At 71.3% G+C, this 22,845-nt stretch carries 24 protein-coding genes, 1 tRNA gene and 1 pseudogene; 19 read left to right on the top strand and 7 right to left on the bottom strand.

What is annotated here, in order from left to right:
- Positions 1–184 precede the first annotated feature (184 nt).
- The 4 genes from AB0G74_RS03280 to AB0G74_RS03265 all read left to right on the top strand — a co-directional run bounded on the left by AB0G74_RS03280 (position 185) and on the right by AB0G74_RS03265 (position 3,960).
- Positions 185–901 (top strand): HNH endonuclease, encoded by a 717-nt coding sequence (locus tag AB0G74_RS03280; RefSeq protein ID WP_361139959.1) that lies wholly within the window; start codon positions 185–187, stop codon positions 899–901.
- A gap of 171 nt (positions 902–1,072) precedes the next feature.
- A complete protein-coding gene (locus tag AB0G74_RS03275) occupies positions 1,073–1,393 on the top strand; it encodes a hypothetical protein (protein WP_361139956.1) in 321 nt (106 codons plus the stop codon).
- Between the two features lie 182 nt (positions 1,394–1,575).
- Positions 1,576–2,205 carry an HhH-GPD-type base excision DNA repair protein gene (locus AB0G74_RS03270; protein WP_361139954.1) on the top strand — a complete coding sequence of 210 codons (630 nt, stop codon included), beginning with the start codon at positions 1,576–1,578 and terminating at the stop codon, positions 2,203–2,205.
- A gap of 222 nt (positions 2,206–2,427) precedes the next feature.
- Positions 2,428–3,960 carry a M20/M25/M40 family metallo-hydrolase gene (locus AB0G74_RS03265; RefSeq protein WP_361139998.1) on the top strand — a complete coding sequence of 511 codons (1,533 nt, stop codon included), beginning with the start codon at positions 2,428–2,430 and terminating at the stop codon, positions 3,958–3,960.
- Positions 3,961–4,048: 88 nt separating this feature from the next.
- Here AB0G74_RS03265 and AB0G74_RS03260 read toward each other — a convergent pair whose 3' ends face one another.
- Positions 4,049–5,593: a helicase HerA-like domain-containing protein gene (locus AB0G74_RS03260; RefSeq protein WP_361139951.1), complete on the bottom strand. Its 1,545-nt coding sequence runs from the start codon at positions 5,591–5,593 to the stop codon at positions 4,049–4,051.
- 141 nt (positions 5,594–5,734) lie between these two features.
- Between AB0G74_RS03260 and AB0G74_RS03255 the strand changes: the two genes are divergently transcribed.
- On the top strand, positions 5,735–6,031 hold the full coding sequence (locus tag AB0G74_RS03255; protein WP_003955420.1) for a type II toxin-antitoxin system VapB family antitoxin: 297 nt from the start codon (positions 5,735–5,737) through the stop codon (positions 6,029–6,031).
- A 184-nt stretch (positions 6,032–6,215) separates the two neighbouring features.
- Complete coding sequence (locus tag AB0G74_RS03250; RefSeq protein ID WP_361139949.1) at positions 6,216–6,881, top strand: LytR C-terminal domain-containing protein; 666 nt, start codon at positions 6,216–6,218, stop codon at positions 6,879–6,881.
- A gap of 48 nt (positions 6,882–6,929) precedes the next feature.
- Here the strand turns inward: AB0G74_RS03250 and upp are convergent, their stop codons facing one another.
- Entirely contained in the window at positions 6,930–7,565 is a 636-nt protein-coding gene (gene upp / locus AB0G74_RS03245; protein ID WP_361139947.1) for a uracil phosphoribosyltransferase, read from the bottom strand.
- Positions 7,566–7,774: 209 nt separating this feature from the next.
- Here upp and AB0G74_RS03240 point away from each other — a divergent pair, with 209 nt between their 5' ends.
- The 10 genes from AB0G74_RS03240 (at position 7,775) to AB0G74_RS03195 (ending at position 13,756) form a co-directional block, all read left to right on the top strand.
- The gene (locus AB0G74_RS03240) at positions 7,775–8,011 is read left to right on the top strand and encodes a hypothetical protein (protein WP_361139944.1); all 237 of its coding nucleotides are present in this window, start codon (positions 7,775–7,777) and stop codon (positions 8,009–8,011) included.
- Positions 8,012–8,204: 193 nt separating this feature from the next.
- On the top strand, positions 8,205–8,732 hold the full coding sequence (locus AB0G74_RS03235) for a hypothetical protein (RefSeq protein ID WP_361139941.1): 528 nt from the start codon (positions 8,205–8,207) through the stop codon (positions 8,730–8,732).
- Between the two features lie 65 nt (positions 8,733–8,797).
- A complete protein-coding gene (gene tadA, locus AB0G74_RS03230; protein ID WP_361139939.1) occupies positions 8,798–9,226 on the top strand; it encodes a tRNA adenosine(34) deaminase TadA in 429 nt (142 codons plus the stop codon).
- Positions 9,227–9,304: 78 nt separating this feature from the next.
- A tRNA-Ser gene (locus tag AB0G74_RS03225) sits at positions 9,305–9,392 on the top strand.
- A 135-nt stretch (positions 9,393–9,527) separates the two neighbouring features.
- On the top strand, positions 9,528–9,872 hold the full coding sequence (locus AB0G74_RS03220; RefSeq protein WP_361139937.1) for a hypothetical protein: 345 nt from the start codon (positions 9,528–9,530) through the stop codon (positions 9,870–9,872).
- Entirely contained in the window at positions 9,869–10,180 is a 312-nt protein-coding gene (locus AB0G74_RS03215) for a hypothetical protein (protein ID WP_361139934.1), read from the top strand. The genes AB0G74_RS03220 and AB0G74_RS03215 overlap by 4 nt, the downstream gene beginning before the upstream one ends.
- Positions 10,181–10,531: 351 nt before the next feature.
- Positions 10,532–10,696 carry a hypothetical protein gene (locus tag AB0G74_RS03210; RefSeq protein WP_358826617.1) on the top strand — a complete coding sequence of 55 codons (165 nt, stop codon included), beginning with the start codon at positions 10,532–10,534 and terminating at the stop codon, positions 10,694–10,696.
- An 82-nt stretch (positions 10,697–10,778) separates the two neighbouring features.
- Entirely contained in the window at positions 10,779–11,072 is a 294-nt protein-coding gene (locus tag AB0G74_RS03205) for a Dabb family protein (protein WP_361139931.1), read from the top strand.
- Between the two features lie 406 nt (positions 11,073–11,478).
- Positions 11,479–12,453, top strand: coding sequence for an RNA polymerase sigma factor SigF (locus AB0G74_RS03200; protein ID WP_361139928.1), 975 nt, complete (start codon positions 11,479–11,481; stop codon positions 12,451–12,453).
- Positions 12,454–12,688: 235 nt separating this feature from the next.
- Positions 12,689–13,756, top strand: a complete 1,068-nt coding sequence (locus AB0G74_RS03195) for an RNA polymerase sigma factor SigF (protein WP_361139925.1) — start codon at positions 12,689–12,691, stop codon at positions 13,754–13,756.
- Between the two features lie 564 nt (positions 13,757–14,320).
- Here the strand turns inward: AB0G74_RS03195 and AB0G74_RS03190 are convergent.
- A complete protein-coding gene (locus AB0G74_RS03190; protein WP_361139922.1) occupies positions 14,321–14,542 on the bottom strand; it encodes a hypothetical protein in 222 nt (73 codons plus the stop codon).
- Between the two features lie 239 nt (positions 14,543–14,781).
- Between AB0G74_RS03190 and AB0G74_RS03185 the strand changes: the two genes are divergently transcribed.
- Both AB0G74_RS03185 and AB0G74_RS03180 read left to right on the top strand, forming a co-directional pair.
- The gene (locus tag AB0G74_RS03185; RefSeq protein WP_361139919.1) at positions 14,782–15,273 is read left to right on the top strand and encodes a MarR family transcriptional regulator; all 492 of its coding nucleotides are present in this window, start codon (positions 14,782–14,784) and stop codon (positions 15,271–15,273) included.
- A gap of 93 nt (positions 15,274–15,366) precedes the next feature.
- On the top strand, positions 15,367–17,007 hold the full coding sequence (locus AB0G74_RS03180) for an MDR family MFS transporter (RefSeq protein ID WP_361139916.1): 1,641 nt from the start codon (positions 15,367–15,369) through the stop codon (positions 17,005–17,007).
- Between the two features lie 60 nt (positions 17,008–17,067).
- On the opposite strand, the gene AB0G74_RS03175 is transcribed toward AB0G74_RS03180, so the two are convergent.
- The 4 genes and pseudogenes from AB0G74_RS03175 to AB0G74_RS03160 form a co-directional block, all read right to left on the bottom strand.
- Positions 17,068–18,072 (bottom strand): TetR/AcrR family transcriptional regulator, encoded by a 1,005-nt coding sequence (locus AB0G74_RS03175; protein WP_361139995.1) that lies wholly within the window; start codon positions 18,070–18,072, stop codon positions 17,068–17,070.
- A 137-nt stretch (positions 18,073–18,209) separates the two neighbouring features.
- On the bottom strand, positions 18,210–19,730 hold the full coding sequence (locus tag AB0G74_RS03170) for a DHA2 family efflux MFS transporter permease subunit (RefSeq protein WP_361139913.1): 1,521 nt from the start codon (positions 19,728–19,730) through the stop codon (positions 18,210–18,212).
- A 166-nt stretch (positions 19,731–19,896) separates the two neighbouring features.
- Positions 19,897–20,190, bottom strand: a pseudogene (locus AB0G74_RS03165) (winged helix-turn-helix domain-containing protein); the annotation flags it as partial.
- A gap of 143 nt (positions 20,191–20,333) precedes the next feature.
- Positions 20,334–21,203 (bottom strand): DUF2797 domain-containing protein, encoded by an 870-nt coding sequence (locus AB0G74_RS03160; protein WP_361139910.1) that lies wholly within the window; start codon positions 21,201–21,203, stop codon positions 20,334–20,336.
- 401 nt (positions 21,204–21,604) lie between these two features.
- Between AB0G74_RS03160 and AB0G74_RS03155 the strand changes: the two genes are divergently transcribed.
- The gene (locus AB0G74_RS03155) at positions 21,605–22,834 is read left to right on the top strand and encodes a helix-turn-helix transcriptional regulator (protein WP_361139907.1); all 1,230 of its coding nucleotides are present in this window, start codon (positions 21,605–21,607) and stop codon (positions 22,832–22,834) included.
- The last annotated feature ends 11 nt before the right edge of the window (positions 22,835–22,845 follow it).

Genomic DNA, 22,845 nt, shown 5'->3' with positions numbered 1-22,845 from the left:
CCCACCCCGCCCGACCGGCGTCCCCGGGCGAACCGGCCGTCGTCGGCCTCGCCCTCGCGGCGGTCCTGGCGGCGGCCTTCGCGCAAGGCTCGTGGCCACCTCTCCGGCTCAACTTTCCACCCGGAAGGACGTCTTGCCCCGCGAGACCCGGACCGGGGCCCCCGGGAGGCGCTATCACCGTCGCATGACCGACCATCGCGTCCGCGGCGCGACCGCCGTCGCCGCCGCCATCGCCGCCCTCGTGCTCGCCCCGCTGCTCCTCACCGCCCCGGCCACCGCCGCCACGCCCCTCGCCCCCCTCGCCCCCTCCTCGTCGGAGCAGGTCCACCAACTGGAGGACGCGATCTCCCTCCTGGTCGAGGCCGACGAGGACCGGACCGGCCACACCGACACCGCCTTCCCCCACTGGAACCAGGGCCTCGACCCCGCCGACGGCTGCACCACCCGCGAGGAGGTACTGATCGCGGAGGCCGTGGAACAGCCCGCCGTCTCCGGCGGCTGCGCCCTGAGCGGCGGCCGTTGGGTCTCGCCCTGGGACGGCCAGTCCGTGACCGATCTCCGGGCCCTGGCCGTCGCCCACGCCGTGCCGCTCGCGGAGGCGTGGGGCTCGGGCGCGAAGGCGTGGACCGCCGAGCGCCGGGAGGCGTACGCCAACGACCAGGCGGCCTACCCCGGCCTGAACGTGGTGACCGCGCGGACCGTCCGCGAGCGCGCCGAGGCGGACATCACCGGCTGGCTGCCGCCGGCCGACACCGCCGTCTGCCGCTATATCGGCGACTGGGTGGCGACCAAGCTCCGCTGGGGCCTGACCGTCGACAAGAACGAGAACGAGGTCCTGAAACTCTTCGCCGACAACTCCTGTGAGACGACCGTCGTCATCCACCGCCCGGCATCCGTCTGATCCACATCCGCCCGCTTTTTCCTACCGCCGAAAGAGTGAATTGTGTGCTCGCCTGCTTGTACGCCGTGTCCTCCGGGCCGGTTCCGCGGATACACCCGGTGAACGGATGACCGTGAACCGACCGTGAACAGCTGTCCGTGCCCCACCGGCACGGCTCCCGGAGGCGGAGAGATGACCAGGGTGACGATGCCGATAGTGAAGCTGACCACCGAGCGGACCCCCGGGAGCGACCCCGGAAGCACCCCCGCGCGGCGGCCCCGGGCCGAGGGCTCCCGGCGGGCCCGGCTGCTGCTGACCGCCCTCGGGGCGACGGCGCTGGCGGTGACGATCCCCGCCCAGCCCGCCGCCGCCGACTCCTCCCGCGAGGGCGATCAGTTCACCCTGATCTCGGTCGACCACATCGAACTGGACGACCCGGCGGAGGACGTCCTGGAGCATGCGGTGATCCTGGAGAAGGCCCAGATCCTGCCGGTCACGCACCACCACCACTGACCGGGGCGGGCCGCTCCCGCCCCAGCGACCACCGGGGTCCCGTCGTACACGGCGGCGGGGCCCCGGTGCCGTACCCCCGCGGCTCCCGGGGCCGTACGCCTTCGGGCCGTACGGCCCCGGAGTCGTACGGCCCCTCCGCGCGCCGCTGGCGGCCGGGCCACGGCCGGGTGACCATCGAGTGCATGAGCGCCAACAGCACCGGGGCGGCCGAAACCCCCGCCCGCACCCTCCACCTCGCCCAGCAGCCGGAAGCCGACGCCCTGCTCAGCCGCAGCCCGCTGGCCGCCCTGGTCGGCATGCTGCTGGACCAGCAGGTGCCCATGGAGTGGGCCTTCTCCGGCCCGTACACCATCGCCTCCAGGATGGGCCGGGACGATCTGGACGCCGCCGAGATCGCCGCCTACGACCCCGAGGCGTTCGCGGAGCTGCTGAAGGAGAAACCGGCCGTCCACCGCTATCCGGGCAGCATGGCCCAGCGGGTCCAGACGCTCTGCCGCTTTCTCGTCGACGAGTACGGGGGCGATGTGACCGCCCTGTGGACCGGTGTCGCCGACGGGGCCGAACTGCTGGCCCGGCTCAAGGCGCTGCCCGGCTTCGGCGAGCAGAAGGCGAAGATCTTCCTGGCCCTGCTGGGCAAGCAGCTGGGGGTACGGCCCCGGGGCTGGCGGGTCGCGGCGGGGGCGTACGGCGAGGCCGGTTCGTACCGTTCGGCCGCCGATATCACCGGTCCCGAGTCGCTCGCCAAGGTCCGGGCCCACAAGCAGGAGGCGAAGCGGGCAGCGAAGGCCGCGCAAGCCGCGAAGAAAGCCTGACGGAAGGGACTTTCCGGACCCCGGTTGCGTCCGGTCGGGCGAACCCGGCCGTAACCGGCACAAGGAACAAGCCATTCCGGGAAGGGAGAAGTATGGCAATGCCACACCACGGGAAGTGAGTTGAAGCACAGACGTTCCCAGGGGCACACCACCCCGGCTAGCTTCCCGTTCGACATGTCCATTACGGGAAGGAACTCTGTGAAGGCATCCCGTCGCAGAGCCGTGGCCTCGCTGGCCGCCGCCGCACTCGCGACCCCGCTGCTGCTGGCCTCCGCTTCGCCCGCCGCCACGGCCGATCACCACACGCCGAAGGACCGGGAGACCCGCAGCGCCGCCAAGCTGGCGGCGAAGCTGGTGAAGAAGTCGTCCGCCGACGACGCCTTCGAGCACCTGGAGAAGTTCCAGCAGATATCGGACACCACCGGCAACCGGGCCGCCGGAACGCTGGGTTACGACGCCTCCGCGGCGTATGTGTTCCAGCAGCTGAAGAAGTTCGGCTACAACGTCTCGTACCAGGCGTTCCAGTTCCCGTACATCGAGACCCGGGCCGAGAAGCTGGACGTGGTCTCGCCGACGCCCCGCTCGGTCGGAGTCGTGGCGATGGACTACACCAAGTCCACCCCGGTCGGCGGGATCACCGCCGATCTGGCCGCCGTCCCGGTCGACGCGACCACCGGCTGCGAGCCCGCCGACTACGCCTCCGCCACCTTCACCGGCAAGATCGCGCTGATCAAGCGCGGCGGCTGCACCTTCGCGCAGAAGCAGGCCACGGCCGCCGACGCGGGCGCGATCGGCGCCCTGATCTTCAACAACACCGAAGGCTCCATGGGCGGCACCCTGGGCGACCCGGCCGGGGTGAAGATCCCGACCGGTGGTGTGGTCCAGGCCGAGGGCGAGAAGCTCGCCGCCGAGCTGGCCAACGGGCCGGTCCGCGTCACGCTCGACGTGCGGCAGCTCCAGGAGAACCGCACCACCCGCAATGTGATCGCCGAGACCAAGCACGGCAACGCCGCCAACACGGTGATGCTCGGTGCCCACCTCGACAGCGTCTCCGAGGGCGCGGGCATCAACGACAACGGCTCCGGCTCGGCCGGTCTGCTGGAGGTCGCCGAGGAGCTGGCGAAGGCCGAGAAGCGGCCCACCAACAAGATCCGCTTCGCCTGGTGGGGCGCCGAGGAGAACGGCCTGCTCGGCTCCGAGGCGTATGTCGCGAGCCTCAGCTCCCTCGGCAAGAAGGAGATCAAGGCGTATCTCAACTTCGACATGATCGCCTCGCCGAACTACGGCATCTTCCTCTACGACGGCGACAACTCGGATGGCGTGGGCGCGGGCCCGGGCCCCGAGGGCTCCGCGCAGATCGAGCGCGACATGCAGAAGTTCCTCGACGGGCGGAACACCCCGCACGAGGGAACCGACTTCACCGGCCGCTCCGACTACGGCCCGTTCATCGAGGTCGGCATCCCGGCGGGCGGCACCTTCACCGGCGCCGAGGTCAAGAAGACGGCCGCCCAGGCCGCCAAGTTCGGCGGCACCGCCGGGCTGGCGTACGACCCGAACTACCACGGCGCGGGCGACGACCTGAGCAACATCAGCATGAAGGCGTTCGGGATCAATATCGGCATCATCGCCAACGCGGCCGGTACCTACGCCCATGACATCAGCTCGCTCTCCAAGCCGGTTCCCCCGGCCGGTCCGAACGGCGGCCAGTCCGGCAGCGGCGGACTGCACGACGGCCACGCGGCCGTGACCGAGTAACACGCGGTCCCCGGTAACACCCCGTACGGTTCCGGCGGAGGCGCCGCTCAGCGCCTCCGCCGGGACGTACGCCTCCCGGCCGGGGGCGTCAGCGCCTCCGCCGGGACGTACCGAAGAGCGAGCGGGTGATCTCCCGCCCCAGCTGGGTCCCCACCGAGCGGGCCAGTGTCGTGAAGACACCGCTGCCCACCACCTGCGCGACCAGCGACTCCCGTTCCGGCTCGGCCGGTTCGGGGTGCGGCTCGGCCCGCCGCCCGGGTTCCGCCGGAGCCGACGGCGCAGCCGGAGCCGCCGTCAGCTTCTCGTACGCCGACTCCCGGTCGACCGCCCGCGCGTACTTCCCGTACGGCTCCGAGGCCCGTACCGCCGTCTCCAGCGCCGCCGGATCGACCGGCCCCATCAGCGACTCCGGCGCCCGCAGCCGGACCGCGGCCACCGGCGTCGGCGCGCCCGACTCGCCCAGTACGGTCACCACCGCCTCACCCGTCCCCAGACCGGTCAGCACCTCTTCGAGGTCGTACGGCGACTTGGGGAAGGTCCGGACCGTCGCCGTCAGCGCCTTGGCGTCCTCCGGGGTGTACGCCCGCAGCGCGTGCTGTACCCGGCTCCCGAGCTGCGCCAGCACATCGGCGGGCACGTCCTTCGGGGTCTGGGTGACGAAGAAGACCCCGACTCCCTTGGACCTGATCAGCCGTACGGTCTGGGTGATCGACTCCAGAAACGCCTTCGACGCGCCCGTGAAGAGCAGATGCGCCTCGTCGAAGAAGAACACCAGCTTCGGCCGGTCCGCGTCGCCGACCTCCGGCAGATCCTGGAAGAGATCGGCCAGCAGCCACATCAGAAACGTCGAGAACAGCCGCGGCCGGTCCTGGACCGCCGGGAGTTCCAGTACGGAGACGACGCCCCGGCCGTCCGGCGCGGTCCGCAGCAATTCGGCGGTGTCGAACTCGGGCTCGCCGAAGAAGCCGCCCGCGCCCTGCTGCTCGAAGGCGGTCAGCGACCGCAGGATCACCCCGGCCGTGGCCGCCGAGAGCCCGCCGACCGTCTTCAGTTCGGCCTTCCCCTCGTCGGAGACCAGGAAGGCGACGACCGCCCGCAGATCCTTGAGGTCGTACAACTCCAGGCCCTTGGCGTCCGCGTAGTGGAAGACCAGCCCCAGGGACTGCTCCTGGGTCGGATTCAGATCCAGCACCTTCGCCAGCAGCACCGGGCCGAAGTCGGTGACGGTGGCCCGTACCGGGATCCCGGTACCGATCCCGCCGAGCGCGTAGAACTCCGCCGGACGCCCGGCCGGCCGCCACTCCTGTCCCACCTCGGCGGAGCGCTCCCGGACCCGGTCGTTCGGCTCGCCCGGCGCCGAGATCCCCGACAGATCGCCCTTCACATCGGCCAGGAAGACCGGAACACCGCTCGCCGACAGCTGCTCGGCCATCAACTGGAGGGTCTTCGTCTTCCCGGTACCGGTCGCGCCCGCGACCAGACCGTGCCGGTTGAGGGTCGCCAGCGGCACCCGGACCGGCGCGTCGGCCCGGCAGACCCCGTCCCACAGCACCGCGCCCAGCTCCAGCGCCGGGCCGTCGAAGGCGTACCCCTCGGCGATCCGCCGTACCGGCTCCGTACCGTCGTCGGTCATCTCGAACCCCTGTCGTCCCCCCGATTTCCCCGGCTCTCCCCCGGCTTTCCCCGGCGGATTCCTTGTTTGTCAGCCTTCGCCCAGGATCGCACCGGCCCGCCATGGCTGCGCCCGGAGGGGCTTGACCGGTAGGCTTTCCGTGTGATCTTCAAGCGCATCGGAAACGGCCGGCCATACCCCGACCATGGCCGGGAATCCACCCGGCAGTGGGCGGACGTCGCCCCGCGCCCGGTCCGCCTCGACCAGCTCGTCACCACCAAGGGCCAGCTGGACCTCGAAACGCTGCTCGCCGAGGACTCCACCTTCTACGGCGACCTCTTCGCGCATGTCGTGAAGTGGCAGGGCGATCTGTATCTGGAGGACGGGCTGCACCGCGCGGTGCGCGCGGCGCTCCAGCAGCGCCAGGTGCTGCACGCCCGCGTCCTCGAACTGGGCTGACCCGAACCGGACGGCCCCGGACCGACCCGCCCGGGGCGGCTCGGCGGCGGACGGCCCGGCCACCCGTTCGACAGCACGTTCGGCGGCGCCCCACTGGGCCTTTCGGACCCATTCGCGGGCCGTACGGGCGCAACCCGTAGATCATCTTGTAGGCATGGCGTCCGCACGGCACTACGCTGCGCCCATGAGCATGCTGACTCCTCCCGGGATGGGGGGAAAGTACCGCATCACGGGCGACGTCTATCCCCGGATGCGCCGTCCCCGCAACCGCCGCAGGATCGTCGTCGTCGCGATCGCCGCGGTGGTGGCCCTCGGACTGGCGGGCTGGGGAACGGTGCAGCTCATCGACGCCTTCTCCGGCGGCTCCGAGAAGAAGACCACGGCGGCCGGGAAGCCGGGCTGCGTCCCGGCGAAAGGCGGGAAGGGGGAGACGGGAGAGAAGGGGGAGAAGGGCAAGCCGTCGGCGCCTCCGAAGGCCCCGGTCACCCTGAAACCCGCCCAGATCACCGTGAACGTCTACAACGCGACCCCGCGCGGCGGTCTCGCGAAGGCGGCGGCGGAGGAACTGAAGGCCCGCGGCTTCACCATCGGCAAGGTCGGCAACGCCACCGCCGACTACGACAAGAAGGTCCCGGGCGCCGGACTGCTGCTCGGCGCGCCCGGCGCGGTGAAGGGCCCGTTCTCGGTCCTGGGGACCCAGCTGCCCGGGGCGAAGGCCAAGACGGACACCAGGACCACCGCCGACGTCGACCTGATCATCGGTACGGCCTACACGTCGCTGGCGCCACGCCCGGCGGCCGAGAAGGCCCTGACGACCCTGGCGAACCCGGCCCGTACACCGGCCTGCTGACGGCCGGGCACCGGGGCGGCGGGCCGCCGCCCCGGGTACGGCGGCCGGCTACTCCGCGGAGCCGTACATCCGGTCGCCCGCGTCACCGAGCCCCGGCACGATGTAGCCCTGCTCGTTCAGCCGCTGGTCGACCGCCGCGGTGACGACCGTCACCGGCGCGCCCTCCAGCTCGCGCTCCATCACCTCGACGCCCTCCGGCGCCGCCAGCAGCACCACGGCCGTGACGTCGTCCGCGCCCCGCCGGATCAGCTCCCGGATCGCGGCGACCAGCGTGCCGCCGGTGGCCAGCATCGGGTCGAGTACGTACACCTGGCGGCCGGACAGGTCCTCCGGCATCCGGGTGGCGTAGGTCGACGCCTCCAGCGTCTCCTCGTTGCGGATCATCCCGAGGAAGCCGACCTCGGCGGTGGGCAGCAGCCGCACCATGCCGTCGAGCATTCCGAGCCCGGCCCGCAGGATCGGCACCACGAGGGGCCGGGGGTGCGACAGCTTCACCCCGGTCGTGGCGGTCACCGGGGTGTCGATGTCGACCTGCTCGGTGCGCACGTCCCGGGTCGCCTCGTAGGCGAGCAGGGTGACCAGCTCGTCGGCGAGCCGCCGGAAGGTGGGGGAGTCGGTGCGCCTGTCGCGCAGCGTCGTGAGCTTGTGCGCCACCAGGGGGTGGTCGACAACGTGGATCCGCATGTCCTCCACAGTAGCCCGGCGTCCCGATCCGGCTCGCATCAACCGAGGTGGGCGGGGGAAGGTGGAGGCATACGAGGCAATCGGCGGAGCCGTTGGGCGGGTGAGGAACCGTGCCGGAACCCGGTCGCGAAGGACGCGCGACCCCGTGTGAGAAGCGCGACACAGAGAAGGCCGGGGAAGCGGGGAAACCAAAGGAAGGGGACGAGCCGGTGGTGGACTGCGGGGAGACCCCCGACCGGACGGAGACCCCCTCCGACAGCACCGACGGCACCGACGGCACTTCCGGGGCCGAGGACGCCGAGCAGGAGGAGACCCGCAGGCGCCGCCGGGCCGCCTTTCTGCGGGAGCTGCACGAGGCGAAGGCCCTGCGGGACCGGGTCCAGCCGCGCCGCGCGCGGGCCGCGCGGATGCGCCAGCAGATGCGGATGCGTACCTTCCGCTGGTGATCGGGAAGCCGCCGGGCGGGCCGGGAACGGCCCCCGACCGGGTAACTCCGATGCCGGGCGGAAAAAGAACTGGTGGCCGACGCAACGACGGAAGACCTCTCGCGGAGCCCGGGTTTCTGCCACGATTCCGATGGGGCGGGGCACCTATGCCGCGCCGCCGGTCGTCACACCTCTGATCAGTGGGAGAGTCACGGTGTACTTCGCCGCACTGCTCGCGCGCACTCATGACGGGTGGGAAGCGAGCGACACAGAGCTCGACGATGTGGAGACCCTGGCCGATCTGGCCGATCTGGCCCGGGAAGCCGCGTCCGACGACGAGACGGTGATCGTCTTCATCGAGCAGGAGGGCGCCTGGTTCGGCCTGCTGCGGGTGGAGGGCGAGGAGGACCCCAGGGTCTTCGTCTCGAACGCGGCCCTGGCCGCGCGCTCCTCGTACGGGGAGATCCTGACCAAGGAGGTGCTCGGCGGGGACGAGGACGACCCGGCCGAGGATCTCGACGCACTCGACCTCGACGGCACCGAGGACGGCGAGCCGGAGTCCGAGAGCGCCGACGGCGACGGCAACGGCTCCGAGGGCGCGCCCGCCGGCCCGGTCGGCGACGCCGGAATCCTCGCGGACCTCGGCATCGGGGAGCCCGAACTGCTGACCCTCACCGATGACGCGCTCGGCGAGATCGCCGAGGCCCTCGGCGCGGGCGAGGTCCTGGAGGCCGTCCGCTAGTGAGTTCGGCAGCACGGCCGGCGGAGCCCGTAGGGGATCCGGTACGAGCCCCCTGGGAAGCGCCGATGCGGCTCGCCGTCGCCGAGGCGGAACGCGCGGCGCTCGCGGGCGACGTCCCCGTCGGCGCCCTCGTCCTCGACGGCGACGGCCGCGTCCTGGCCACCGCGCACAACGAACGGGAACTGACCGGCGACCCGACGGCCCACGCCGAGATCCTGGCGATCCGCCGGGCCGCCGAGTCCCGCCCCGGCTGGCGGCTGACCGGCTGCACGCTGCTGGTCACCCTGGAGCCGTGCACGATGTGCGCGGGCGCCATCACCCAGTCCCGGCTCGACCGGGTGGTCTACGGCGCCCGCGACGAGAAGGCGGGCGCGGCCGGCTCCCTCTGGGACGTCGTACGCGACCGCCGTCTCAACCACCGCCCCGAAGTGATCACGGGCGTCCTGGAGGAGGCGTGCGCGGCCCCCCTGACCGCCTTCTTCCGCACCCGCTGACCCCACCACCGCCACCGGTCCGGACGTCCCCGGATACCGATTTCGGCGAAGGCCCCACCGTGTACTAAGCTCTCCCTCGGTAGCGTGTCCGAGCGGCCGAAGGAGCTCGCCTCGAAAGCGAGTGTGGCGTAACCCGTCACCGTGGGTTCAAATCCCACCGCTACCGCTTCTACACCCCCTGACCTGTGGAAACACATTCAGGGGGTGTTTGCGTCATCCCGCTCGCGGACGGTTCGACGGGGCGGGGCGGCCGCCGGGACGCGAGAGGCCGGCCGTCGATGTCAGACCGAGGAGGGCACGTATGACCACTCCCGTTCCGGGCGGACCCGCCGTTCCGCCCATGCCCGAGAGATCCCCGAAGGCACTGCGCGAAGCCATCGCGCGGCATGCTCCTCATCTCCTCACGGACTTCGACGCCCACTGGAAGCGGGACATCGCCGACGCGTACGACCTCGCGCCCGTGCCCGCGTTCATGGCCCGCTGGTGGGGTGAGTACGCGATCGCCCGCGATCCCCTGCTGGAGGAACGGGTGCACCGGCTGGAGGACGAGGCCGGGGACGCGACGGACGCCGTCCGGGCCAAGGCCCTCCTGGAAGAGGCCGGACATCTCCGCCGTGCGGCCCGTCAGACGGAGCCCGGCCGGTGACCGACGGTTTTATGGGGCCGCCCTGGCAGGCGGACTGGGTCGAGGCCGCCCGGACCTACCGTGACGGGCTGCCCGACGACGTACGGAAGGCCATCACGGGCGGTATGGCCGAACTGATCACCGCCAGACACCCCTACCGCCCCGAAGACGAATTGCCGGGCGGCTACTACCTGGAACCCGCCCGCTCGACCCGGCCCCGCGGACCTCATGTTCTCTACTTCGACCACGGCCGGGGCTGGCTGCGGTTCACCTTCGTGGGACGCGTGGAGGACCCGCAGATCGTCGTGGAGGAGATCTTCTGGCAGTGACACCCGGGGGCGAGCCGCCGGGACCGGTCGGGGAAGAGTAGAAGAGGTCGGGGGAAGCGGCATCGGGGGAGAGCCGCTCCCCCCGGCGGCGACCGGCGTGCGCTGGTCGGGGGCGCGGGCCGCGATCGGGGGAAGCTGCGGACCGCGCGGCCCCTGGCACGGGCCGGTCGCGTGCCCGGCGGATTCCTGCCAGATCCGTACGGGCACTGCCGACCATCCTGCTCCTCCTTCCGGTCCGATCCGGTCGGCAAAGGGCCCGCTTTGACAGGTCCTTGGTCCATAAAGGCTCGGTTAGACTTCCGCGACCGCGCCGCCGGGGCGCGTACGGGAGCGGACGGGAAGGCGGAGCTGATGGCAAACGTGCAGAAGATCGCGTTCTATCTCGTCATCGTTTTCGTGCTGTACACGATCATCACGGACCCCGAGAAGGCGGCGGACCTGGTCCAGATAGGCTTCGAGGCCATATCGGACGCCGCCCAGTCCGTCGGCGACTTCATGTCAGGGCTCGTCGGCTGAGTCCGGCGCCCCGGGGAGCCGGGGCGGGGCCGGGGGCGGTGCGGCCGTCCGTCCGTGTCGTTCGACCCGATCGAGGAGTCCCGTGATCCGCCACCTGGTGCTGTTCAAGCTGAACGACGGCGTCGTACGGGACGAGCCGAGGGTCGCCGCGGGCGCGGCGGCGTTCGAGGCGCTCGACGGGCAGGTGCCGGAGATCGCGCAGTGGGAGTGCGCCTGGAACTTCTCCGACCGCCCCATCGCCTACGACTACGCCATCAACTGCGCCGTGGCCGACCGTGATGCGCTCCAGCGGTATCTGGAGCACCCGGCGCACCAGGCCGCGGCGGCCCAGTGGCGGGAGTTCGCCACCTGGGTGATCGCCGATTACGAGATCTGAGCCGAACGCCACGACTCACCCCTACGAAGACGCCCCTTGCCTCTGAGGCAAGGGGCTTTTCCAGGTTTGAAGCCCAACTTGCCTTCAACACGGCTTTATCAGGTGCTTGCACACAGTGGACATGTCTTGTGATGCTATGACCGCTTTTGACGGATGAGTTGACCGTAGTTGACCGCGAAGGGGTGGCGTCATCGTGCCGGCCAGTACCGCGCCTCGTCAGGCGCCGCCCCAGACCGCGGACCCGGCCCCCGGGCCGGGTCCGGCCACCGCCCCGCCGGGCGGCGCCCCCGGGCCGCCCGCCCCGGGTCAGCCCGCTCCCGGTCAGCCCGCCGCCGTGCCCGGACCGGGAGTCGCGCCCGGCCCCGGGACGACGGCCGGGCCGGGGACGGTACCCGGTCCCGGGGCGGTGCCCGACACCGTCCCTGGGGGCGTACCCGACGCGGGTTCCGCCCCCGCAGGCACCCGGGCCGCCGGGGAGCCCGGCGAACCACCCGGCTCCGGGACGGACCCCGGCACAACCGGCACCACCAGCACCACTGGCACCACCGCCACCACCGGCTCGCCGGACGCGCCCGGCACCCCCGGCGCCGAACCCGCGGCCCGCCCCCAGGGCGGCGGCCGGGGCGCCGATACCCGCGCCCTGACCCAGGTCCTCTTCGGCGAGCTGAAGGTCCTCGTCCCGGGCACCCCCGAGCACGCCCGGGTCCGCGGCGCCCTGATCGAGGCGAATCTGCCGCTGGTCCGGTACGCGGCGGCCCGCTTCCGGAGCCGTAACGAGCCGATGGAGGACGTCGTCCAGGTCGGCACCATCGGGCTGATCAACGCGATCGACCGGTTCGACCCCGACCGGGGCGTGCAGTTCCCGACCTTCGCCATGCCCACGGTCGTCGGTGAGATCAAACGATACTTCCGGGACAATGTGCGCACCGTGCACGTCCCCCGGCGGCTGCACGAGCTGTGGGTGCAGGTCAACGGCGCGACCGAGGATCTGACCACCGCTCACGGCCGGACCCCCACCACCGCCGAGATCGCCGAGCGGCTGAAGATCGGCGAGGACGAGGTGCTCGCCTGCATCGAGGCCGGGCGCTCCTACCACGCGACCTCTTTGGAGGCCGCCCAGGAGGGCGACGGCCTGCCCGGTCTGCTCGACCGGCTCGGCTACGAGGACCCGGCGCTGGCCGGGGTGGAACACCGCGACCTCGTCCGGCATCTGCTCGTACAGCTGCCCGAACGCGAGCAGCGGATCCTGATGCTCCGCTACTACAGCAATCTGACGCAGTCGCAGATCAGCCAGGAGCTGGGGGTGTCTCAGATGCATGTGTCAAGACTCCTCGCCCGCAGCTTCGCCCGATTGCGATCCGCAAACAGGATCGAGAGCTAGCCGGAACGGGTAGAGACCGTACGGAGGCATCCGTACGGGTCGCCATCGGCGCACCCCCCGCTTCCTGCGTTGATTCGTTTCCTTCATGTCGACTTGTCACTTCAGCGCGTTGCCGACATGTGACATTCTGCGGGTGACGCGTTTGCCGCAGCCTTCCCGCCGGTATCTCAGGGGCAGGCTGCGTTCCTCCGTTGGTCGCGGCCACCGCGACCGACCGCGACCTCTAGGGGGTGGCATGTCCGCAGAACAGGGCAGCTCGAAGGTGCTCACGCGCACGCCCGCGTCCGTGTCCGTGTCCGCGTCCGGCTCCGGGTCGGAAGCGCTGACCGGGCTGCCGGAGCTGACGGCGATGCCGGAACTGGCGGGGCTCACAAGGCCCGTGCCGGAGCCGGTGACCGGATCGGGCGCCGAGCCGGCCGCCGGTCCCGCCGCCGTGACGGCCGATCAGGCCGTCGGCACGGACTCCGCCGACTCCGCCGCCACCGCGTCCCGTGGCTCCGAAGCCCCGGCCGGTTCACCGGGTTCGGACGCCCTCGACACTCGTACGCTGTCCCGCTCCCTCTTCCTGCGGCTGCGCGCCCTCGACAACCAGGGCACCGGCGACAGCCCGGAGCGCACCTATGTGCGTGACACCCTGATCGAGCTGAACCTGCCCCTCGTCCGGTACGCGGCGGCCCGCTTCCGCAGCCGTAACGAGCCGATGGAGGACATCGTCCAGGTCGGCACCATCGGGCTGATCAAGGCGATCGATCGTTTCGATTGCGAACGTGGCGTGGAGTTCCCGACGTTCGCCATGCCCACGGTCGTCGGCGAGATCAAGCGCTTCTTCCGTGACACCTCGTGGTCGGTCCGCGTGCCGCGCCGCCTCCAGGAACTGCGGCTGGCGCTGACCAAGGCGAGCGACGAGCTGGCGCAGCGCCTCGACCGCTCCCCGACCGTGCCCGAACTGGCCGCGGTCCTCGGGGTGTCGGAGGAAGAGGTCGTGGACGGCCTCGCGGTCGGCAACGCGTACACGGCGTCGTCGCTGGACTCGCCCTCCCCGGAGGACGACGGCGGCGAGGGCTCCCTGGCGGACCGCCTCGGTTACGAGGACACGGCGCTGGAGGGCGTGGAGTACCGCGAGTCGCTGAAGCCGCTGCTGGCCAAACTGCCGCCCCGTGAGCGGCAGATCATCATGCTGCGGTTCTTCGCCAATATGACGCAGTCGCAGATCGGCGAGGAGGTCGGCATCTCGCAGATGCACGTCTCCCGGCTGCTGACGCGGACGCTGGCCCAGCTCCGTCAGGGACTGACCGCCGACTGACCCCGACCGGGCGGGATTGACCGGTCGGCGCCGACCGTGCGCCGCGCGCCGCGCGTCAGGCGATCGTACGACCGTGCGACCGCACCCTTGTGACCGTTCGGCCGAGCGCCCGCCGGCGCCCGGCCCACCGACACTCACCGACCGCCACCGACCCTCACCGATCGCCCGAGCGCCTGATCGACTGGTCGCCCGCAGACCGTCCGCCGTATCCGTCCGGATCGCGGTCGACGGCCCGCTGACGGCCCGTCGACCGGCTGCCGACGCCCGCCCGCGCCCGCGACCGGCCGTTCCGCTTCCGGCCCGTCGCGCCACGGCGGCACGGAGCGCCCTCAGGACGTCGAACGTTCCCGGCCCCGATCACACCGGGGCGGTACGGAACGGTTCGCACCCGGTGTCCGTACCCGGGGTCCGGGGCATCGGCGGCCATGGCCGCAGCGCATCCGTATCGGCACCGGCACCGGCACCGGCCGGAGCCGACCCCGCCGGGCGTGCAGGTGTGCCCGGTATGCCGCCGCCAGGACCGCGCCTGCCGATACGACGTACGCCGGGAAGAGAGGCGCGGGCTCAGCCCAGGGCGAGCCAGAGCGCCCCGCCGAGTACGGCGAGCGCCACCACGACCCCGGCGACGAGTCCGATCCGGGAGCCGGAACGCTCGGGAGGCGCGCTCCGCCGCCGCCCCTCCGGCGCCCCCTCGTCCACGAACGCGCGGAACATCTGGGTACTGCCCGCCGGGTCGTACGCACCCTCGGGGCCCTGGCCGTGCGGAGCTTGGGGGTTGTCTGCCATGGGCCCCGACCCTAGCGAACCGGCTGTGGCCGCCCAAGCCCCCGGCCCCACCCGACCGGCCCCCCCTTGGTGAATTCTTTACTCCCGCAAGGCCGACTGCGAAGTCATTTAATTTGCCTTGAGCAACCACTCATCCTATGGTTGCTCTAAGCAACAACCACTGTCGTATTTCTTGCGCTTCTTGCGTTTCTTGCGTTTCTTGTGTCTCCATCGCACGCATCAGGGGAGGAACCCGGGCCATGGCCGCTCAGACCCGGTACGCGGAACTGGCCCGCCAGCTGAACTCGATCGGCGCCCTGCGGCGCGGTCTGCTGCGCGCGCTCCCCGCCGACTGCCCGTCCGGCCCCGCCGCCACCCTCTCCCTGCTGCACCGGCACGGTGAGATGCGGATGAGCAGGCTCTGCGAGCTGCTCGCCATCGATATGTCGGTGACCAGCAGACATGTCGCCCACACCGTGGACCGCGGCTGGGTGGAGCGGGCGACCGACCCGGGCGGCGACCGCCGCTCCCGGCTGCTCCGGCTCACCCCCGAGGGCCGGGCCAAGCTCGGCGAACTCCATCGGCGGAGCGCCGAACTGCTGGCCGGACGGCTGGCGGACTGGTCGGATCCGGAGATCGGCGAACTGATCGCGATGCTCGAACGGCTCCGGGAGTCCTTCACCGGCGACTGCCGCCCGGCGGACGCCCCGGCACCCCCGGCACCGGCATCGACACCGGCCCCCGCGCGCTGACCCCGGCACCGGCGCGCCGCCCCCCACCCGAAAACCCCACCCCACTCACTCACTCACCCACCACTCCACCCGAAGGGACGGACGAGGACGGCCATGACAGCGACCACCCACAGCGCCGCGACGGGGGACGACGGCGCCCCGATGACCCATCGGCAGATCATGGAGGCGCTCTCCGGACTGCTGATCGGCATGTTCGTCGCGATCCTGTCGTCCACGATCATCTCCAACGCCCTGCCGCAGATCGTCACGGATCTCGGCGGCGGCCAGAGCGCCTATACCTGGATGGTCACCGCCGCCCTGCTGTCGATGACCGCGACCACACCCCTCTGGGGCAAGCTGGCCGATCTGGTCAGCAAGAGGATGCTGGTCCAGATAGCCCTGCTGATCTGGATCGCGGGCTCGGTCGCGGCCGGACTCGCGACCAGTACCGGCGCGCTGATCGCCTGCCGCGTGGTCCAGGGCATCGGCGTCGGCGGTCTGAGCGCCCTGGCGCAGATCATCATGGCCGCGATGATCGCTCCCCGGGAGCGGGGCCGCTACAGCGGCTATCTCGGGGCCACCTTCGCGATCGCGACGGTCGGCGGCCCGCTGCTCGGCGGAGTGATCACGGATACCTCCTGGCTCGGCTGGCGCTGGTGCTTCTACGCCGGCGTACCGTTCGCCCTGCTCGCCCTGGTGGTGCTGCGGCGGACCCTGCGGCTGCCCGTGGTGAAGCGCCGGGACGTCAAGGTCGACTGGCTCGGGGCCACGCTGATCAGCGCCGCCGTATCGCTGCTGCTGATCTGGGTGACCTTCGCCGGTGACTCGTTCGGCTGGGCGTCGTGGCAGACGTACGCCATGCTCGGCGGTACGGCGCTGCTCGCCGCCGCCTTCCTGTGGGTGGAGTCCCGGGCGGGCGAGCCGATCATCCCGCTGCACCTGTTCCGCAACCGGACCATCGCCCTCGCCTCGGTCGCGTCGCTCTTCGTCGGCGTCGCGATGTTCGCGGGCACGGTCTTCTTCAGCCAGTACTTCCAGCTGGCCCGGGGGCTCTCGCCGACGATGTCCGGGGTGATGACGATCCCGATGATCGCCGGGATCTTCCTCTCCTCCACGGTCTCCGGCCGGCTGATCACCCGGACCGGCCGGTGGAAGTCATGGCTGGTCATCGGTGGGGTACTGACCACGGCGGGGCTGGGACTGCTGGGCACGATCCGGTACGACACCGCGTACTGGCACACCGCCGTCTATATGGCGGTCCTCGGTCTGGGCATCGGGATGACCATGCAGAACCTGGTGCTCTGCACCCAGAACCAGGTCGACGCCTCGGAGCTGGGCGCGGCGTCGTCGGTCGTCACCTTCTTCCGCTCCCTCGGCGGCGCGATCGGCGTCTCGGCGCTCGGCGCGCTCCTCGGCACCCGGGTCACGGGCTATGTCGAGGACGGTCTGACGGCGCTGGGCCCCGAGGGCGCGGCGGCCGGGCAGGCCGCGGCGGGCGGCGGGATCCCGGACCTCGATCTGCTGCCGGGTCCGGTGCGGACGGTGATGGAGAGCGCGTACGGCCACGGGGTCGCCGATGTCTTCCTCTACTCGGCGCCGTTCGCCCTGCTGGCGCTGGTGGTGACGGTCTTCATCAAGGAGGTGCCGCTGAAGACCCATACGGTCGTGACCGACGCGGACGGCGATACGAACCCCGACCCGGGCAAGGACGCGGACGCGGCAGCCCGGCGGGTGGAGGCGGCCGGCCGGAGCTGAGGCCGAAGCGGCGGTACGGCTCCGGAGCCGTACCGCCTGCGTCTGCGTCTGCGTCTGTATCTACGTATCCGGCGTCGGCGGCATAGGCTCGTCCGCGGCGGACTCCCGGCGCCCCGCCTCGGGCTCCGGGCGCTCCGCCATCCGCTCCATCCCCGCGAGCATCAGTTCGAGGGCGAAGTCGAAATCGCGGTCCCGCATCTCCTGGACCGTGTCGCCGCCGCGTGCTTCCAGCATCTCGTTGGAGGACGAGATGTACTCGCCCAGTTCGGGCATCTCGTTGACGGTGCTCATCGCCTGGCTCAGGAAGACGTCCTCGGAGATCCCGGCGGCGGTGCAGCGGGCGATGAACTGGCCCTCGATGGTGCCGAAGCCGTAGACGAACTGGAAGACGGCGGCCATACCGGCGATCTGTCCTTCGAGCGGCAGCCCGGCGTTCCGTACCGCCTGCTGGGCGGCGAGGACGAAGGAGACGGAGTTCGGCCCGATATTGAGGAACTGGCCGACGAGGGCGGAGGTCCACGGGTGGCGCACCAGCAGGGTGCGGTACGCCGCCGCCAGCGCGCGCAGTTGCTCGCGCCAGCGGGCCGGGTCCGAGACATCCGGCAGGGGAAGCTCGCCGTAGACCGCGTCGAGGGCGTATTCGAGCAGGTCTTCCTTGTTGTCGACGTACCAGTAGACGGACATCGCCGTGACGTCCAGTTCGGCGGCGAGCCGGCGCATGGAGAACTTGGCGGCGCCCTCGGCGTCGAGCAGCCGTACCGCCGCGGCCACGATCCTGGCCCGGTCGAGGGCGGCGGGCTGGGCGGAGCGGCGGGGGCGGGCCCGGTCGGCCCGGCCGCCGTTCTGCCACACACTGGCGCGCAGGGTGGCTTCCGGCGCGCCGTCCCCGGGGGCGGCCTCCGCCTGCCCGGTTCCGGCGGCGGAACCGGAACCGGAACCCGTATGGGTATGGTCGGCGGCCTTCGGCTTCCGGCCGCCGACCGGCCGCCCGGCTCCGCCGCCCGTCGCCTTGCCGGACCGGCCCGTGCGGTCGGACCTTCTGCCTCCGTCGGCCGCGCTCGCCATCAGACCACCCTGCTCCTCGTCCGCCGCTGTCACCGCCGTCGATGGTATGCGGCACAGGTGGTAGCGCTGCCGCGGAGGCGCGCCGCCCGGCCGTCGACTCTCCCCGATCCGCACGTTCCGCACCTCCGCTGCCCGCCCTACCGCTCGGCCGGGACGCGGTCGTGGCGCTCGGCGCGCCACAGCAGACCGGCCGCCAGCAGACCGCCCACCAGGACGGCGACGGCCCCGACCAGCTGACTGGTCTCCAGACCTGTGGCGAAGGCGTCGGCGACGGCCGCGCGTTCGGCGTCGTTTCCGGCCGCCGCGAGGGCGGCGGGCAGGGACGCCGCGCCGATGGCCGCGGGGACGAGCGCCGCGAACCTGGCGTTGAGGACCGCGCCGAGCACGGCGACCCCGAGGCCGTTGCCGAACTCGGCGAGGGTGCCGTTGATCCCGGCGCCGACCCCGGCCTTCTCCGGCGGAATGGCGCTCATGATGGCATTGGCCATCGCGGGCATCGAGAGCGCGACACCGGCGCCCATGACGACCAGACCGAACAGGGTGCCGCCGTAACCGCCGTCGCTGAGCAGGGCGATCGAGGCGAGCCCGGCCGAGACCAGGGTCATGCCGATGGCGATGGCCGCGGGGGTGCCGATCTTCTTCACCAGCAGCGCGCCGCCGCCGGTGAGGTTGATGGCGATCACCGCGAGCGCCAGCGGGGCGGTCCGCAGACCGGCGTCCAGGGGGTCGTAGCCGAGAACGAACTGGAGGTGCTGGGTGAGCAGGAACAGGGATCCGGTCATCCCGAAGGCGACGAGGATGGCGCCCGCGACCGCGCCGACGAACTTCCGGTTGCGGAAGAAGTGCATATCGAGCATCGGGTACGGAATGCTCAGCTCCCACCGGACGAAGGCGGCCAGGACGCCGACGCCGACGGCCGCGGCGATCAGTACCTCGGCGGAGGTCCAGCCGTGGTCGGGCCCGGAGATGATCGCGTAGACGACGGCGGTCATACCGATAGTGGAGAGTACGGCGCCCATCAGGTCGGGCCGTTCGCCCTGCGGATTCTTGGACTCCGGTACGAGGGCGGCGACGGCGATCAGCCCCAGCGCCACCACCGGCAGATTGATCAGGAAGATCGCGCCCCACCAGAAGTGGTCCAGCATGAAGCCGCCGAGCAGCGGACCGCCCGCGAACCCGAGGGAACTGACGGTCGACCAGATGCCGATCGCCTTGATCCGCTCACTGTCGTCGAAGATCTGCACGATCACCGCGAGGGTCGTGGTGAGCAGCAGCGCCCCGCCGACACCCATCCCGGCCCGGGCGGCGATCAGCTGACCCGAGGTCTGGGAGAGCCCGGCGGCGAGGGAGCCGACGCCGAACAGGAAGAGCCCGGCGAGCAGCAGCTTCCGGCGGCCGTAGCGGTCGGCGGCGTTGCCCGCGGTCAGCAGCAGTCCGGACTGGACCAGGGAGTAGGCGTTGATCATCCACTGGATGTCGGAGGTGGAGGCGTCCAGCTCCCGGGTGAGGGAGGGGATGGCCACGCTGAGCACGGTGTTGTCGATCAGGACGACGAGCTGGGCGAGCGAGATCACGCCGAGGATCAGCCAGCGCTGGGGGTGGCCTCCGGGCTGGATCAGCGGGGCGTCGGGCCCGGACGAGGTAGCGGACACAGCCATGGGGCAGCTCCTGGTGCGGTGTGGGGGAGTGGTTCCCGTACACCGTACAAGGGCTCTTGTACGCCGTATAACTGTTTTTTCGAGCGCGCTGTCGAATCACCCCGCTTGATCCCGCAAGACGCGGAAAATCCCCCGCCCGTACGCCCCTGCTCCCCCTACGACCCGATCACTCCCCGGGCCGGATCAGATACCCGGACCCCCGCCGGGTGTGGATCATCGGAGGGCGCCCGGCGTCGATCTTCTTCCGGAGGTACGAGACGTACAGCTCGACGATGTTGGCCTGACCGCCGAAGTCGTAGGACCAGACCCGGTCGAGGATCTGTGCCTTGCTCAGCACCCGGCGGGGATTGCGCATCAGATACCGCAGCAGGGCGAACTCGGTCGCCGTCAGCCGGATCGGATCACCCGCGCGCCACACCTCCCGGGTGTCCTCGTCGAGAACCAGGTCCCCGACGGTGAGCCGCCGCACGGTCCGGGTACCGCGGGCGAGGATCTGCTGCGATATCGGCGTCATGCACCGGACGCTAAGCGGCCCCGCTCAGAAGGACCTTGCCGCAGGATGGGAATTCCCTGAGAAAACCCCACTCCTGCGCTTCCACCCCTTCAGAACAGCCCGTCCTGGACGCTCCGGGCCCCGGCCCCGGCGAGGGGTACGGACACCCCGGCCGCCGGATCCGCCCCGACCAGCGGCCAGCCGGCCAGCAGCCGGGTGTCGAGTACGATCTGCCGCTCCTCGGCGACCCGCAGATGAAGATCGGGCCCGGCGACGGCGACCAGGGTTCCCGCGACGGTCCCGCCGTCGACCAGCTCCCGGACCACGGGCGCCCCCGGAACCAGCCGCTCGAGACCGAACGCCGCCGCGTGATCGACTGCCTCGTACGGCAACGGCTCCAGGGTCTCGCCCCAGCCCGCGACCGACCGGGCCCGCCCGTACCACTCCGCGACCTCGGCCGCGCGCTCCACCGCTTCCCCCGGCAGCACCGCCCGTACGGCCCGCTTCTCCGCGTACGAAACCCGGTCCGGCACCCCCAGCGCGCTCCGCAGCACCTCCTCGGTCCGCCGCGCCGCCATCAACGGCCCGCGCCCGAGCCAGCTGAACACCACGGCCCCCTGCTCCAGCAGCCGGGCCCGCCCCCGCTCCTCGGCGGTGATCCCGACCTTCACCGATCCGGGCCCGAACCACGCCAGATACACCCGGTACACCCGCGGATCGTCGGGCACCCCGTCGGCGGCCACCGACCCCACCCGGTCCAGCCGCCCGCACTCACCGCACAGGGCCCGCGTCACCCGCCCGCCCACGACCACCCGCCCGGGACACGGATTCCCCCGCGCCCCCGTACACACCCGCTCCCCCTCGGCCCGGAACCCCAGCCGCTTCCCCGCGGTCAGCGGACTGATCCGCCCGCCCTCCCACCGCAACACCGCTATCCGCGCCTCGGACGGCCAGCCGAGCCCCGTGCATCGCCACGTCATACGCACCTCCGGGCGCACACGGTCACGACCAGAAAGACCAAAAGCTCCACAACGAACACAAGCACGAAAGCGCAGAGGGTACCCGAGGCAACCGACTCACCCCCGCCGACCCACCACTTTCCAGCCGCCCGAAACCCCCTCCCGCACTTCTACCCGCGCACGTCACCCCACGAACGCCCATGCCGAACCCCTGTCCGAAACTGCATGGGTCATTACCTCTGAACGCCTCATCTGCCACATCCACACCAGGTGGCGATCAAGAAGTGTGCGGACGCGAAGAAGAGGAAACAGGAAACCTGTCGGCACTGCGGCAACGACGGTATCCGCCGTGCCAGACTCGCATCGCGGAAGCAGCCCGCCGCGCCAGATCCCAATGACTGCCACCAGGAATAGGGGGAGAAATGGAAGGGCCGTTACTGTTCGGATCCGAGTTGCGCCGCCTGCGCACGCAGGCCGGAGTGACTCTGGAGCAGCTCGCCCGGGAAATGAACTACAGCAAAGGCCACCTGAGTAAGATCGAGAGAGGGGCCAAACGCCCGCCGCTGTCCCTGGCCCGGCGGTGCGACGCGTACTTCTCGGCGAAAGGGCGTCTGTCGCGACTGGCCGAGCCTCGCGCCGAGCCGAGTGAAACCACACCGTCCGATATGGCCCGCCGGGACATGCTCGCGGCCGGTATGGGCACTCTGATCAGCAGCTGTGTCGTCGGTCCGGAGACCTCGTCCGTCGCGACCGACGGCGACCCGCAGCTGCTCCACCTGTTCACGCAGCAACTCCACGAGATGCGGCGCCTCGGCCAGACCGCCTCCCCCACGACACTCGTTCCCCTGTTGCGCACCCAGGTATCCACGATCACCACTCTCGCGGTCCGTGCCGCAGGCCCGACCCGGGCGCCCTTGTTTCTGCTCGCCGCACGCTTCGCCGAGTTCGCGGGATGGCAGGCGCAGGAGGCGGGAGACGACGCGACAGCGCTGAAGTGGACCGCCGAGGCGGTGGGCCTCGCCCAGGCGGGGGACGACCGCCAGCTCGCCGACTACGCACTGGTCCGGCAAGCGTTGATCACTTTCTACAACGGGGCGGCGGCGCACACCGTCGCACTGGCCCGTCAGGCGGGACGAAGCACCGCACCCCCTCGTGTCAGGGCACTCGCAGCGCAACGCGAGGCACAGGGCCACGCCCTGGCCGGGGACGAGAAGCTCTGCATGCAAGCGCTCGACCGCGCGCGATCCCTCTTCCAGCAGGACGAGCCCCGCGCCGATACCCCTGTTCTGGGTCCCAGCCATCTGCCCGATCCGGCCGCCATGGTCAACGGCTGGTGCCTCTACGACCTCGGACGGCCCCGGGAAGCGGCGGCCGAACTCGACCGGGAGTGCGAGCGGATTCCCGGCCATGCGGTCCGGACCCGAACCCGATACGGCATCCGCCGGGCTCTGGCCCACGCGGCCGCGGGTGAGATCGAGTACTCCTGCGAGCTCGCGGGTGAACTGCTGCCCCAGCTGAACACGACTCCGTCCGCCACCATCCGAGCCGACGTCCGCAGGCTCGATCGCGAGTTGTCACGCTGCCGTGCCCAACGGGCAGTCCGCGACCTCCAGCCCGTCCTCGCCCGGGCTGTCGCCGGCGCCTCCGGCTGACCTTCTTCCCC

Source organism: Streptomyces sp. NPDC020875 (assembly GCF_040641415.1).
In the GTDB taxonomy this organism is placed as follows: domain Bacteria; phylum Actinomycetota; class Actinomycetes; order Streptomycetales; family Streptomycetaceae; genus Streptomyces.
This window is presented reverse-complemented; position numbering and strand designations above follow the sequence as displayed.